Source organism: Vannielia litorea (assembly GCF_900142295.1).
Taxonomy (GTDB): Bacteria; Pseudomonadota; Alphaproteobacteria; order Rhodobacterales; family Rhodobacteraceae; genus Vannielia; species Vannielia litorea.
In genome coordinates, this window is sequence record NZ_FSRL01000001.1 from 1442998 (window position 1) to 1456789 (window position 13792).

15 protein-coding genes are annotated in these 13792 nt (G+C 66.3%); 11 read left to right on the forward strand and 4 right to left on the reverse strand.

The window, feature by feature from the left end; translation table 11 throughout:
• Positions 1-3 precede the first annotated feature (3 nt).
• The 3 genes from BUR94_RS07175 to BUR94_RS07185 all read left to right on the forward strand — a co-directional run bounded on the left by BUR94_RS07175 (position 4) and on the right by BUR94_RS07185 (position 2548).
• Positions 4-753, forward strand: coding sequence for an ABC transporter permease (locus BUR94_RS07175; RefSeq protein WP_074255533.1), 750 nt, complete (start codon positions 4-6; stop codon positions 751-753).
• Positions 750-1376, forward strand: coding sequence for an ABC transporter ATP-binding protein (locus BUR94_RS07180; protein ID WP_074255534.1), 627 nt, complete (start codon positions 750-752; stop codon positions 1374-1376). Before BUR94_RS07175 ends, BUR94_RS07180 begins: the two co-directional genes overlap by 4 nt.
• Positions 1377-1786: 410 nt before the next feature.
• The gene (locus tag BUR94_RS07185) at positions 1787-2548 is read left to right on the forward strand and encodes a helix-turn-helix transcriptional regulator (protein WP_074255535.1); all 762 of its coding nucleotides are present in this window, start codon (positions 1787-1789) and stop codon (positions 2546-2548) included.
• Between the two features lie 402 nt (positions 2549-2950).
• Here BUR94_RS07185 and tsf read toward each other — a convergent pair whose 3' ends face one another.
• Positions 2951-3832, reverse strand: coding sequence for a translation elongation factor Ts (gene tsf, locus BUR94_RS07190; RefSeq protein ID WP_074255536.1), 882 nt, complete (start codon positions 3830-3832; stop codon positions 2951-2953).
• A 118-nt stretch (positions 3833-3950) separates the two neighbouring features.
• Positions 3951-4754 (reverse strand): 30S ribosomal protein S2, encoded by an 804-nt coding sequence (rpsB, locus tag BUR94_RS07195; RefSeq protein ID WP_074257619.1) that lies wholly within the window; start codon positions 4752-4754, stop codon positions 3951-3953.
• Between the two features lie 277 nt (positions 4755-5031).
• On the opposite strand from rpsB, the gene BUR94_RS20645 reads away from it, so the two are divergent.
• The 6 genes from BUR94_RS20645 to BUR94_RS07225 all read left to right on the forward strand — a co-directional run bounded on the left by BUR94_RS20645 (position 5032) and on the right by BUR94_RS07225 (position 9217).
• Entirely contained in the window at positions 5032-5778 is a 747-nt protein-coding gene (locus BUR94_RS20645; protein WP_074255537.1) for a PAAR domain-containing protein, read from the forward strand.
• 16 nt (positions 5779-5794) lie between these two features.
• Positions 5795-6112 (forward strand): YrhB domain-containing protein, encoded by a 318-nt coding sequence (locus tag BUR94_RS07205; RefSeq protein ID WP_074255538.1) that lies wholly within the window; start codon positions 5795-5797, stop codon positions 6110-6112.
• A 57-nt stretch (positions 6113-6169) separates the two neighbouring features.
• Positions 6170-7060, forward strand: a complete 891-nt coding sequence (locus tag BUR94_RS07210) for a PfkB family carbohydrate kinase (protein WP_074255539.1) — start codon at positions 6170-6172, stop codon at positions 7058-7060.
• Between the two features lie 2 nt (positions 7061-7062).
• The gene (locus tag BUR94_RS07215) at positions 7063-7980 is read left to right on the forward strand and encodes a pseudouridine-5'-phosphate glycosidase (RefSeq protein ID WP_074257620.1); all 918 of its coding nucleotides are present in this window, start codon (positions 7063-7065) and stop codon (positions 7978-7980) included.
• An 86-nt stretch (positions 7981-8066) separates the two neighbouring features.
• Complete coding sequence (locus BUR94_RS07220; RefSeq protein WP_074255540.1) at positions 8067-8846, forward strand: DUF502 domain-containing protein; 780 nt, start codon at positions 8067-8069, stop codon at positions 8844-8846.
• Positions 8847-8983: 137 nt separating this feature from the next.
• The gene (locus tag BUR94_RS07225) at positions 8984-9217 is read left to right on the forward strand and encodes a hypothetical protein (RefSeq protein ID WP_074255541.1); all 234 of its coding nucleotides are present in this window, start codon (positions 8984-8986) and stop codon (positions 9215-9217) included.
• Positions 9218-9279: 62 nt separating this feature from the next.
• On the opposite strand, the gene BUR94_RS07230 is transcribed toward BUR94_RS07225, so the two are convergent.
• Both BUR94_RS07230 and BUR94_RS07235 read right to left on the reverse strand, forming a co-directional pair.
• Positions 9280-10377 carry a patatin-like phospholipase family protein gene (locus tag BUR94_RS07230; protein ID WP_074255542.1) on the reverse strand — a complete coding sequence of 366 codons (1098 nt, stop codon included), beginning with the start codon at positions 10375-10377 and terminating at the stop codon, positions 9280-9282.
• 1 nt (position 10378) lies between these two features.
• Positions 10379-11152, reverse strand: a complete 774-nt coding sequence (locus BUR94_RS07235) for a 3-hydroxybutyrate dehydrogenase (RefSeq protein ID WP_074255543.1) — start codon at positions 11150-11152, stop codon at positions 10379-10381.
• Positions 11153-11602: 450 nt separating this feature from the next.
• On the opposite strand from BUR94_RS07235, the gene BUR94_RS07240 reads away from it, so the two are divergent.
• Together BUR94_RS07240 and BUR94_RS07245 are read left to right on the forward strand one after the other, a co-directional pair.
• On the forward strand, positions 11603-13420 hold the full coding sequence (locus BUR94_RS07240) for an extracellular solute-binding protein (RefSeq protein ID WP_074255544.1): 1818 nt from the start codon (positions 11603-11605) through the stop codon (positions 13418-13420).
• A 135-nt stretch (positions 13421-13555) separates the two neighbouring features.
• Positions 13556-13786 (forward strand): hypothetical protein, encoded by a 231-nt coding sequence (locus BUR94_RS07245; RefSeq protein ID WP_074255545.1) that lies wholly within the window; start codon positions 13556-13558, stop codon positions 13784-13786.
• Positions 13787-13792 lie beyond the last annotated feature (6 nt).

Below are 13792 nucleotides of genomic sequence, written 5' to 3' on the forward strand. Positions count from 1 at the left end.
GGCATGAGGGCGGGGGTCGGCGCCACGCTGGCGTCGCTCGGGGGGCTTGCGGGCCTCTGGATCGTCGCGGCGGGCCTGACGGCCGACGCCACCGTGCTGCCGCAGCCCTGGGCGCTGGTGCGGCCTTTCTTGACGGCGTTGGCATCGGGGGAATTGCCCTATCACCTGGGCCACACGCTGCTGCGGGTGGCCTGGGCCTTTGCGCTTGCGATGTCGATCGGCTGCCTGCTGGGGCTCGTGATGGGGCGCAGCGAGCGGGTGAACCAGTGGCTGGACCCCTGGCTGGTGGTGTTTCTGAACCTGCCGGCGCTGGTGCTGATCGTGCTGTGCTACCTCTGGATCGGCCTGACCGAGGCGGCGGCCATCGCGGCGGTGACGCTGAACAAGATCCCGAATGTGACCACGGTCATAAGAGAGGGCGCGCGGGCGCTCTCGCCGGACCTCGACGCGATGGCGGGTGTCTACCGGATGCGATGGCAGGACCGGTTGCGCCACGTTGTGCTGCCCCAGCTTGCGCCCTACATGGCGGCAGCGGCGCGCTCAGGCATCGCGGTGGTCTGGAAGATCGTGCTGGTGGTGGAGTTCCTCGGGCGGTCTTCGGGCGTGGGGTTCAAGATTCATCTCTACTTTCAGCTCTTCGACGTTCCGATGGTGCTGGTCTATGCCTTTTCGTTCATCGCGGTCATGCTGGTGGTGGAATGGGTCGTGCTGCAACCCTGGGAGCGCCGTGTGCGCCGGTGGCGGCTGGCATGATCGCGGTCGAGATCCATCGCAAGAGCTTCGGCCAGAGCCAGGTGCTGGGGCAGCTGGGCTTCACGCTGGGGCAGGGGGAGGCCGTTGCGGTGCTGGGCCCCTCCGGCGTGGGCAAGAGCACGCTGCTGCGGATCGTGGCGGGGATCGACCGGCAGTTCGAGGGCCATGTGGACCGGCCCGAGCGCATGGGCATGGTGTTTCAGGAGCCCACGCTGCTGCCCTGGCGGACGGCATTGCAGAACCTCACTCTGGTGCATCGCGAGCTGCCCGAGGCAGCCGCGCGGGTGGCGCTGGAAAAGGTGGGGATCGGGGACAAGGCGGAGCTCTTTCCGGGCCAGCTCTCGCTCGGGCAGCAACGGCGGCTCTCGCTGGCACGGGCCTTTGCCGGGCGGCCGCAGCTGCTGGTGATGGACGAGCCTTTCGTCTCGCTCGATCCGGAGACGGCGGAGGGCATGATGCAGCTCACCGAGCGCCTCATCGCCGAGGTGCGACCCGCGGTGCTGCTGGTGACCCACGCGCGGGAGGAGGCCACGCGGCTGACGGGGCGCATCCTGCACCTTCAAGGCAGCCCGGCGGTGCTGCGTGCCGAGGGAAAGGATCATCTGAGATCCGTAAGCCCCTGAGAAACTGGTGCTTTCAGGCGTGACGCATGCGCGCACCCATGCGCTCGCCGTGGTCCTCGGCTGCTTCGGCCCGGTCTTTGCTGCGGCGCGTGTGGGCCAGGATGCGGCGCGCGGGCGCCAGGCGCAGGAAGGGGGGGTGAGACCGGGCCCAGTTGGTGGCATTCAAAAGACCCATAATCAGTATTATGTAATATTGGAAGATACAGCGCCATCTGGCAACCGGCGGAAACAAAACACCTTTCGCCCTGCGGCAACTTTTACACAACTTATTCACGAATTAACCAAATCACAACAAAACCGCGCAGAACCGCGCCGGATTTCTCGACATTGCGCGTAGCACATCTTAGGTCACCCATGGGGTAACGAGGGACGTTGCGTGCGATGCTGGTGCGCGAGCGGTTTGTAAACTGATGTTGGATACCGTTGAACGGATTGTCGCCTGCCGCGACGTCGAGGAACTCTGGGTCTGCCTGAGTGAAGCCATGGCCCGTTTCGGGTTTACGCGCCTGTTTTACGGCTACACCAACCATCGGTCCGGTCAGAATCTCGGCGACCGCGAGGACATCACGATCCTGACCTCCTTCGACCCCGAATACATGCGGGCCTTCCTCGAGACCGGTCTCTACTTTCATGCGCCGATGGTGCGCTGGGGCATCGACAACGTCGGCGCGCGGTCGTGGCGCTGGAATGCCGAGCGCGCCGAAGCCGGGCTGCTGGACAGCGACGAGATGCGCGTGCACGAGCTCAACATGGCCTACGGGCTGGTGGCCGGGATCACCCTGAGCTTTCCCCAAACCAGCCAGCGCACCCGCGCGGGGATCGGGCTGGGGCTTGCGCCCGGCGTCGAACATGACGATCTGGATGCGCTCTGGGCGGAGCATGGCCGCGAGATCTGGGCGCTCAACAACGTGGCGCATCTCAAGATCACCACCCTGCCCCGGATGAGCGCCCGGCGGGCTCTGACGCCGCGCCAGCGCGAGGTGCTGGAATGGGTCGGCGACGGGAAGACGACCGCCGACATCGCGCTCATCATGGGGCTCACGCCCTCGACGGTGGAGAAACACCTGCGACTCGCCCGTGAGTCGCTCGGGGTCGAAACCACGGCCCAGGCGGTTCTGAAGGCCAGCATGCTGAACCAGATTTACCAGGTCGCGCACCCGCGATCGGCCTGAGGCGGGCGCCGCTGCGAGGCCCCGTGAAACTACCGTGAAAAGTCTCACGGTCCGCCGCTGTGCCGCTTCCTTTCCGTAAAGGTAATTGGCAAATTCATCCCGTTCCGTGAGTGGTGGCATTAGCCAAGGAACTTGCAGTGCGGCAGGCCCACGATACTGGGCACGCCGTGCCGCTCCGGGAAACCGGATCGTCGGCCTGGGGGTGAATTTTCCACCTCCCAGGTCGGCACCCCGAGCGGGACCGTATGTCCTCATCCCCGAAAGACACGGAGCCCTGCTCGGTCTCTGTGGTGCGGCCCTTCCCAGGGGCCGCGCCACAGGCCTTCGGGCCATCCCCCAGGACAAGAAAAAGGCCGCCGCACCGGAGTGCGACGGCCTTTCGACATGGGTCGGAAGGCAGGTTCAGCCTTGGGCGGCCTTGGCCACCTCGGCTGCGAAGTCTTCCTGCTTCTTCTCGATGCCTTCACCGACTTCGAGGCGGACGAAGCCGACGATCTCGACACCGGCTTCCTTGGCCGCCTGGGCGACGGTCACATCGGGGTTCATCACGAAAGCCTGGTTGAGCAGGGTGATCTCGGCGAGGAACTTCTTCATCCGGCCTTCGATCATCTTCTCGATCACCGCTTCGGGCTTGCCGCTCTCGCGGGCAATGTCCATCTGCACCGTGCGCTCCTTGTCGACGATCGCCGGGTCCAGCTCGCTCTCGTTGAGCGCGGCCGGGCGCGGGTCGGCGGCGGCGACGTGCATCGCGACCTGCTTGCCGAACTCCTCGTTGGAGCCCTTGAGGGCCACGAGAACGCCGATCTTGCCCATGCCGGGCGCGGCAGCGTTGTGGACGTAGCTCACCACCTGGTCGCCCTCGACGGCGGCCATGCGGCGCAGGCTCATGTTCTCGCCGATGGTGGCGATCTTGTCGGTCAGCACTTCGGAGACCGGCTTGCCGCCCATGTCGGCGGCCTTCAGGGCCTCCACGTCGGAGACGCCGAGCGCCACCTTGGCGATGCCGGCGACCATGGACTGGAACTCGGAGTTCTTGCCCACGAAGTCGGTTTCGGAGTTCACCTCGACGGCCACGCCCTTGCCGCCCTCGACTTCGACGGCCACGAGGCCCTCGGCGGCGGTGCGGTCGGATTTCTTGGCAGCCTTGGCGAGGCCCTTGGTGCGCAGCCAGTCGATCGCGGCTTCCATGTCGCCGTCGGTCTCGGTCAGCGCCTTCTTGGCGTCCATCATGCCCGCGCCGGTCTTTTCGCGGAGGTCTTTCACCATTGCAGCGGTAACAGCCATGTCATGCTCCTTCGGGAGATCTTATTGAATAAGGGTCCGGGCGGCTTTAGCACCGCCCGTTTGTCGGTTTGATGACAGTGCGGGCAGGGAGCGCAGGGCCCCCTGCCCTCGCCTCGTTTCAGCTTTCGGCGGCGGCCTCGGTGGGCGCCTTTTCGGCCGCGGCGGCCTCGGCGGCCAGGGCCTCTTCGACGGCGGCTTCTTCGAGCGCACCGATGTCGACGCCGGCGGCGCCCATCTGGGCGGTCATGCCGTCGAGCGCGGCACGGGCCACGAGGTCGCAGTAGAGGCCGATGGCGCGGGCTGCGTCATCGTTGCCGGGGATGATGTAATCCACACCGTCGGGCGAGCAGTTGGTATCGACCACGGCCACGACCGGGATGCCGAGCTTCTTGGCCTCGAGGATGGCCAGGTCTTCCTTGTTCACGTCGATGACGAACAGGAGGTCGGGCAGGCCGCCCATCTCGCGGATACCGCCGAGCGAGGCCTGCAGCTTGGCCTGCTCGCGTTCCATGCCGAGGCGCTCTTTCTTGGTGAGGCCGGCAAAGCCCATCGCCGACTCCTCGTCGATGGCCTTCAGGCGCTGGATCGACTGGGAGACGGTCTTCCAGTTGGTCAGCGTGCCACCGAGCCAGCGGTGGTTCATGTAGTACTGCGCGCATTTCTCGGCGGCTTCGGCGATCGGGCGCTGGGCCTGACGCTTGGTGCCGACGAAGAGGATGCGGCCGTTCTTGGCAACGGTCTCGCGCACGACGTTGAGCGCGGCGTCCAGCATGGGAACGGTCTGCGTCAGGTCGATGATGTGGATGCCGTTGCGGTCACCGTAGATGAACTCGCCCATGCGGGGGTTCCACCGCTGGGTCTGGTGACCGAAGTGAACGCCAGCTTCAAGCAGCTGACGCATGGAGAAATCAGGGAGCGCCATGTCCAATGTCCTTTTCCGGTTTCGCGCCTCGGCGGGGAGTGAGGGCAGATGCCCAACCGGCGGACCTTTGCGGGATGTCTCCCCGCAGGGCCCAAACCCCGCCTGTGAAGTGTGCGCGCATCTACACCCGGTGGCGGAATGTTGCAACCCCCCTGCCCGCTTCCTTTCGGCGTTAGGTGAACGGACCCGGCTGTGGTATCCTTCAGGTAGAATTTGAGACGACGCCTTCTTGACGCCCTTTTGACGACGACCGCTTTTACCGAAAGGCCCTGTGCCCATGGTGTTTGCAGCCCGACTGCTGGATTTTCATGCCTGCCCGATGGTGACCCCGGGGGTGCCTCCCATTCCGCATGTGGGCGGGCCGATCCTTCCGACCTGTTCGATCAACGTGATCACCTGCAACATGCCGCAGGCCCGGCAGACCGACAAGGCGTTCTGCGTGGGCCCGCCCGACATCATCGTGTTCGGATCGCCCACGGTGCTGGTCAACAACCTGCCCGCCGCCCGCATGGGCGACCCCTGCTCGCATGGCGGCGCGATCACCTCGGGCTGCCCGACCGTGCATATCGGGCTGGTTTATGTGCCGGGCACGATGTTGCAGAGCGCCGCCATGGGGGTGAACCCCTCGGGCAGCGTGGTCAACTGCGGCAACTCGATCGACGCGGTGCTGGACCGGCTCGACGGGACCGACCCGAACGCCGTGGCCCCGGCCACGCGGGACGGTCTGTTCTCGGATATCGAGGCCCGGCACGGCACCACGCTGGGCTGGAACTCGAGCTTTCAGGATGCCTTCGACGCGGTGCAGGCCGGCGGGCCGGGCACGCGGGCAATCGTGGGGATCCGCTACTCGGGCGGCGGCAGCCATGTTGTGGTGATGGCCAATGACGGCGGCACCGTGGGCATCGTCGAGAGCCAGGACTGGGGCCCCGGAAACCGGAGAGAGGTGATCACCGATGCAGGACGCGCGAACACGCGCTACAATGGCGATGGCGGCAGCAATGTTGGCTGGGGCATTGTGCCTTGAGCCGGGAGCGGGAGTGATGGCCGGGGAACGGATTACCGAAGAGGCGGCAAGGGCGCTGGTCGAGGAGGAGATCTTCAAGGACAGCGACCATGACTTTGTCATCGAGGAGGACCGCACGCTGGAGCGGACCTATGGCTGGATCTTCTTTTACAACACCCGTGCCTTCCTGGCCTCGGGCGACCCGAACGACACCATGCCGGGCACCGGCCCCATCGCGGTGCTGCACGATGGCTCGGTGGTGCCGATGCCCAGCTCGATGCCGCCGGCCCAGGCGATCCTGCGGTTCGAGGAGATGCTCGAAGACCCCGAGATGCAGCCCGAGGACTGGAAGTAGCCTGCGAAACCTGCGGCAGGGTCTTGCCTGTGCCCGCGCTTGCGGCGACAAGGCGGCATGGCTGCGCCCTCCATCCTCTGCATCGGCTCCGTCCTGTGGGACGTGATCGGCCGCACCCCCGCCTCGATGCGGCTGGGGGCGGACGTGCCGGGGCGGATCTCCCGTATTCCGGGCGGCGTGGCGCTGAACATCGCCATGGCGCTGCGCCGCGCGGGCCTGTCTCCGGTGCTGCTGAGTTCCGTGGGCCGTGACGGGCCGGGCGACGAGCTGGTGGCACGCTGCAAGCTCCTGGGGCTCGACACCGCCTATCTGCACCGCTCCGATGATCTGCCGACCGACACCTACATGGCGATCGAGGGCGCAGGCGGGCTGGTGGCGGCGCTGGCGGATGCCCATTCGCTCGAAGCCGCGGGCGACCGGATCCTGGCGCCGCTGCGCGACGGGCGGCTGGGGAGCGCCGAGGCCCCCTACCCCGGCCTGATCGCGCTCGATGGCAACCTGACCGAGACGCTGCTGGCCGAGATCGCCGAGAGCCCGCTGTTTGCCGCCGCCGACCTGCGGGTGGCGCCCGCCTCGCCCGGCAAGGCCGAGAGGCTGCTGCCGCTGCTGGGCCATGGCGGCACCACGCTCTACCTCAACCGCGAGGAGGCCGGGTTGCTGGCGCAGCGGGTGTTCGAAGATGCCGAGAGCGCCGCACGGGCGCTGGTGGCGCGCGGCGCGGGCCGGGTGCTGGTGACCGACGGCGGCGCGGCGACCTGCGATGCCTCCGCCGAAGCCTGCCACGTTTCCAGCCCGCCGCCGGTGATGGTGGAACGCGTGACCGGCGCGGGCGACACGTTCATGGCGGCCCACATCGCCGCCGAGGCCGAGGGCAAGGACCGGGTCGAGGCGCTGGCCCATGCCCAGGCCGTGACCGCGGCCTACGTATCTGGAGAGACCCGACTGTGAAGATGAATATGTCGCCGGAAGTGTCTGACGCGCTGTCCGAAAACCGCTCGGTCGTGGCGCTGGAAAGCACGATCATCACCCATGGGATGCCCTACCCGCAGAACGTGGAGACGGCGCGGCAGGTGGAGAATGACATTCGCGCGGGCAATGCGGTGCCCGCGACCATCGCGGTGCTGGAGGGCACGCTTTGCATCGGGCTGGGCGACGCGCAGCTCGATGCGCTCGGGCAGGCCCGCGGCGTGGCCAAGCTCTCCCGCGCCGACATGGCCCATTGCATGGCGACCGGCGGCACCGGGGCCACCACGGTGGCGGCGACGATGATCGGTGCCCGGCTGGCGGGGATCGAGGTGTTTGCGACCGGCGGGATCGGCGGCGTGCATCGTGGGGCCGAGCTGAGCTTCGACATTTCGGCCGACCTTCAGGAGCTGGCGAAGACCCCGGTGAGCGTGGTTGCCGCCGGGGCCAAGGCGATCCTCGACATTCCCAAGACGCTGGAAGTTCTGGAGACCCTTGGCGTTCCGGTCATTACCATGGGGCAGGACGAGGTGCCGGCCTTCTGGTCACGCCGCTCGGGCCTGGCCTCGCCGCTGCGGGCCGACTCCGCGGCCCAGGTGGCGGCCGCGCATGTGATGCGCGGGAAGATGGGGCTGGAGGGTGGCCAGCTGGTGGCCAACCCGATCCCGGCTGAAGCCGAGATCGCGGCGGAGGAACTGGCGCCCGTGATCGCCGAGGCGATTGCCGCTGCCGAGGCGCAGGGGATCGCGGCGAAGGCGGTGACTCCCTTCCTGCTCGACCGGATCTTTCATGCCACCGGGGGGCGATCCCTGACCGCCAATATCGCGCTGGTGCGCCACAACGCCCGGCTCGCTGCCGAAATCGCAGGCGAAATCATCAAAATCCGGGCGGAATCGGCGCGTTGACGACTTCGTTCCCGTGCTGAACCCTTGTCGGGCCTGCTGCCCGCGCATACTTCTGATGCATTCGCCCAGGGAGTGCCCGAAACAAGATGGCAAAAACGCCACCGCACCATGACAATCCGCTCGACCCCAAACCCTACCGGCGCCCCGGTTGGCTCGCGGGGCTTCGGTCGTCGTTCTTTACCGGCCTCGTCGTCGTCGGCCCCGTTGCGGTCACCATCTGGCTGATCTGGACGGTCGTCGGCTGGGTCGATGGCGTGGTGATGCCCTTCGTGCCGGGCGGCTATCACCCCGAAACCCTGGTGAACCGCTTCTTCAACTGCGAGGGCTGCGAGCCGATCCGGGTGAACATCCGGGGCGTCGGCGTTGTGGTCTTCCTGCTCTTCACGGTCTTCGTGGGCTGGATGGCCAAGGGATTTCTGGGGCGCTCCTTCCTGCGATGGGCCGAGAGCCTGGTGGACCGGATGCCGGTGGTTCGCTCCATCTACAACGGGCTGAAACAGATCGCGGAGACGGTCTTTGCCCAGACCGAGACCACCTTCGACAAGGCCTGTCTCGTGCAGTATCCGCGCAACGGGATCTGGGCGATTGCCTTCATTTCCACCAAGGCCAAGGGTGAAATCGCCAAGAAGGCTCCGCCGGAGGAGGACATGCTCTCGGTCTTCCTGCCGACCACGCCGAACCCGACCTCGGGCTTTCTGCTCTTCGTGCCGCGCTCGGATGTGATCATCCTCGACATGTCGGTGGAAGATGCGGCCAAGCTGGTGATCTCGGCAGGGCTCGTCTACCCCTCCGACAAGATCCCCTCGGCCCTACCCGGCGCGGCGGAGGCGGTGAGCGAGGTGGAGAAGAAGAAGGGCGCGGCCTGACCGGCCCTGCCCGCCACCCATTGCGGCAATTCTGCGACATTACCGCCACATCTTGTGGCTGACCCAAGCGCCTCCGTTGCAGGTTGAATGATTTTCCCTAAGTTCGCCGTGAGCAGACAAAAAATGGGAAAATCCCGATGAAGCATATTGTTGCAGGCCTTCTTTCCGCCACCCTCGCCGTGCCCGCCTTCGCCGGCAATCTCGAAGAGCCGATCATGGAGCCGACCGTGACCGCCGATGCCGGCACCGGTGCGCCCGAGGCGCTCGTGAGCCGTGATGCGATTGCCGCCGACACCGCTGCGGCGGGCAGCCACGACATCATCGTGCCGATCGCCGCGCTCATCCTCTTCGGGGTCGGTATCGCCAACTGAGCTGACCGGCCGGCAGGGCTGCGGGCCGCGCGGAGGCATCCGCCGCGGCCCTTTGGCATGGCTCAGTGGTCGAAGGTGCGGCCCAACCCGTCGCCGTAGATCGCGGCGAGATCAATGCTGCTCTCCTTGCCGACTTTCGGCCCATGCTCGCTGAGGAAGCGCGCTGCCGCGCGGCGGCCGGCCTCCTTCAGCTCGCTCATGACATAGGGATTGGGCACGGTCTTGGTGGCCACCGATAGGTCGTTCATCAGGTCGTCGTCCGAGATCATGTGGACGCGGACGTTCTTCATCGCCCCTTCGGCCAGCGTGCCGCTCTCGATCAGCCGATGGGCAAAGGCGATGGCGCGCAACTCGCTCATCAGCGCCGCGTTGAAGCTGATCTCGTTCACCCGGTTGGCGATGTCCTGCGGGGTCTGGGGCAGTTCCTCGCGCTCCAGCGGGTTGATGTTGATGATGATCACGTCGTCGGGCAGGTGCCGGGCGTAGAGCGGAAACAGTGCCGGATTGCCGGTGTAGCCGCCATCCCACCAGAACTCCTCGGTCAGGGTGACCGGATCCCTGGCCTGCACGGCGCGGAAGACGGTGGGCAGGCAGGCAGAGGCGAGGATCACGTTGGCGGTGATCTCCTCGCCGCGAAACACCCTTATGCGGCCGGTGCGGACGTTGGTGGCGGAGACGAAGAAATCGGGGCCTCTCGCGTGGCAGACGTGGGTGTAATCGAAGGCTTCGACGACCTTGCGCAGCGGGTTGTCGTAGAGCGGACCCAGGCTGTAGGGCGAGGCGATGCGGGCGGCGGTTTCGCTCATCCAGTAGAGCGGCGAGAACTCGATCATCCGGCTGACCACCTCGGCGGGCGGGGCAAAGGGCGCGAGCCATTGCGTGAGCGCGTTGTCGGGCAGTGCGCCCATCTGCTCCCAGAGCCAATCGAGGTTGGCGCGGGCCAGGCGGTTGCCCTCGTCCACGTCGCCACTGGCCAGCCCGCGCACCAGGCCGGCCTTCAGCGCCGCGCCGTTGACCGCCCCGGCGGAGGTGCCGGAGATCGCCGCCACCTCGAAATCGCCGGTTTCAAGCAGCCTGTCGAGCACGCCCCAGGTGAAGGCGCCATGGGCCCCTCCCCCCTGGAGTGCGAGATTGACTGCAAGTTTCTTCTTGCCGGCCATCTCAGCTCGCCGTCCAGCCGCCGTCGGCGCTGATCGTGGTGCCGGTGATCTGGGAGGCGTGGTCGGAGCAGAGGAAGACGGCGAGGCCGCCCAGCTGCTCGACGGTGACGAACTCCTTGGAGGGCTGCTTCTGGAGGATCACCTTTTCGACCACCTCATCCTCGCTCATCTTGTATTCCTTGGCGGTGTCGGGGATCTGCGACTCGACCAGCGGGGTCAGAACGTAGCCGGGGCAGATGGCGTTGGCGGTGATGTTCTCGCGGGCGGTCTCGAGGCCGACCGTCTTGGTCATGCCGACGATGCCGTGCTTGGCGGAAATGTAGGCCGACTTGAAGGGCGAGGCGCGCAAGCCATGGGCGGAGGCGATGTTGATCACCCGGCCCCAGCCCGCCTTGCGCATCATCGGCAGGGCGGCGGCGATGGTGTGGAAGGCGGAGCTGAGGTTGATGGCGATGATCGCATCCCACTTCTCGGCCGGGAACTCGTCGATCGGGGCGACGTGCTGGATGCCGGCGTTGTTGACCAGGATGTCGCAGGCGCCGGCCTGTTCGATCAGCGCGCGGCACTCGTCGCCCTTGGACATGTCGGCCTTGATGTAGCGGGCCTCGACACCGTGGGCGCGGCCGATCTCCTCGGCGAGCGCGTGGTCTTCCTTGCGGTCGGTGAACGAGTTGAGCACCACGTTGGCGCCGGCGCCGGCCAGGGCCCGCGCCACGCCAAGGCCGATGCCGGAGTTGGACCCGGTGATGACGGCGGTCTTGCCTTTGAGAGACATCGCTCTTCTCCTTGTGCGAAATTCCGTTGGTGCGGAGCATAGATGCTGCACCTGCAAAGGAAACGGGGAATGTCACCCCGGGGTCCGGCCCTGCGTCAGAATGTCGGGGCCTGGGGGTGCGTGCGCTCGCGGCTTCGTGACCGGAAGGCTGCCCTGCGGGCGACGCTTGTGATTGAGCCTGTGGCGGGTGCCGTGATAGGCGGCGGTCCAGCCGATTTCAGCCGCGAAGCCGCTCCGGATCCATGCCGGACATCGGGCCAAAAAAAAAGCGCCCGCACAAGGCGGGCGCAAGTTATTGAGGCAGGTTTCATACAGGCAAGAAACCTATCGAGCAGTGCCCTCTTTATACGCGTTCCGCCGCGTATGTCCAAGGTAAAAGTTTGAAAAGGCTGAACTCCGCCGTTAGGATTTCGGTCAAATAAACAAGGGCAGACAGGGATTGTTGCCAATATGGCCTATGATTTTTTCCGAACCACATCACGGGTTTGCGCGATAGCGGCGCTGGTTGTCGCGGGGGGATTCGTCTCTGCGGAGCCAAAGCACGGAATCGCGATGTATGGTGAGCCGGCCTTGCCGCCCGATTTTGCCGCCCTGCCCTATGTCAATCCGGACGCGCCGAAAGGCGGGGAGTACGTGCAGAGCGAGATCGGCAGTTTCGACTCGATGCACCCGTTCATCCTCAAGGGCCGTGCGCCCTGGGCCTGGCAGACCTTCGGCTTCGAGAGCCTGATGGGGCGCAGCCAGGACGAGCCCTTCACGCTCTACGGCGTGCTGGCGGAGACGGTGGAGACCGGGCCGAACCGCGAGTGGGTCGAGTTCACCCTGCGGCCGGAGGCGAAGTTCAACGACGGCTCGCCGCTGACGGTGGAAGATGTGATGTGGTCTTACGAGACCCTCGGCACATTGGGCCACCCGCGCTACCACACCGCCTGGGGCAAGGTCGCCAGCATGGAGAAGGTGGGCGAGCGCGGCGTGCGCTTCACCTTCAACGAGGCCGACAACGAACTGGCCCTGCTGATGGGCATGCGCCCGATCCTGAAGAAGGCCGATTGGGAGGGCGTGGACTTCGAGGAGGCCTCGATGCGGGTGCCGGTGGGCTCGGGGCCCTACGTCATCGACAACATCGACCCGGGCCGCTCGATCACGCTCAAGCGCAACCCCGACTGGTGGGGCAAGGACCTGCCGTTCTATCGCGGGCAGCACAACTTCGACACCCTGCGTTACGAGTGGTTCGGCGATGGCGACGTGGCTTTCGAGGCGTTTCGGGCGGGCGAGCTGAGCTACAACCGCGAGAACAACGTGGCCAAGTGGAACAGCTCCTACGACTTTCCGGGCGTGCAGTCGGGCGACGTGGTGAAGGCGATGATCCCGCACAAGCGCCCCTCGGGCATCACCGGGCTGGTGATGAACACCCGGCTGCCGCTCTTTGCCGACTGGCGCGTGCGCGAGGCGATGATCCTCGCGTTCAACTACGAGTTCATCTCCGAAAAGCTGAACGACGGCGGCGATCCGCGGATCTGCTCCTATTTCTGCAACTCCGAGCTGGCGATGCAGCCCGGCCCGGCGCAGGGCAAGGTGGCCGAGCTGCTGGCGCCCTTTGCGGCCGATCTGCCGCCGGGCACGCTGGAGGGCTACACGCTGCCCGTGGGCGACGGCAGCGTGCGCAACCGGGCCAACCTGCGCGCCGCGATGGACCTGCTCAACGAGGCCGGCTGGCGCGTGGATGACGCGGGCGTGCTGCGCAACGAGGCGGGAGAGGCCTTTGCCTTCGAGATCTTGCTTCAGACCGGTGCGCCGCAGCCCGCCAACATCGCCGAGCTCTACGTGGAGGCGCTGAAGCGGCTGGGGATGCAGGTGACCATCGAGGCGATCGACCGGGCACAATACAAGGAGCGCACCGACGCCTATGACTTCGAGATGACCTGGTACACCCGGCCCCTGAGCATGTCGCCCGGCAACGAGCAGATCCTCTACTGGGGCTCCCAGGGCGTGACCGAGCCCGGAAGCCGCAACTGGATGGGCATGAACTCGCCTGCCGCCGAGGCGATGGTGAAAGCCATGCTCGAGACCGATGACCGGGAGGTGTTTCTGGCCGCCGTGCGCGGGCTCGACCGGGTGCTGACGGCGGGGCGCTACGTGATCCCGATCTGGTACAGCCCCGAGGCGCGGCTCGCGTTCAAGAAGCAGATGAAATACAACGCCGACCACCTGCCCGCCTATGGCGACTGGGCCGGGTTCCTGCCTGACGTCTGGTGGTGGGAGGAGTGATCCCGGCGGGGTTTCCGCTCGGTCGTTAACCGCCTGTTAAGTAACCGTTCCTAGCCTTTCCGCCCATCAACCACGACGCGAATTGATGGGAATCGGATAATGCGCTACGCTCCGGAAGACTTGGGAGGATTATCGATGGCCTGGAAACAGCTCTTCGAGAACTGGGCGGATGCCCTGCCGAAGATCACGGCGCTCTACCCACATGTCGATGCGGTCGCCTTGCAGCGCTTTCGCGGCAACCGCTCGCTCTTCGTGGCCTATCTCGCGGCGACCCACGACCTTACGCTGCGCGAGGCCGAGGAAGGGGTGGACGACATGCTGATGCGCTTCGGGCGCTGCGCGATGACCCGGCCCGAGGCTGCCTGACGGCCC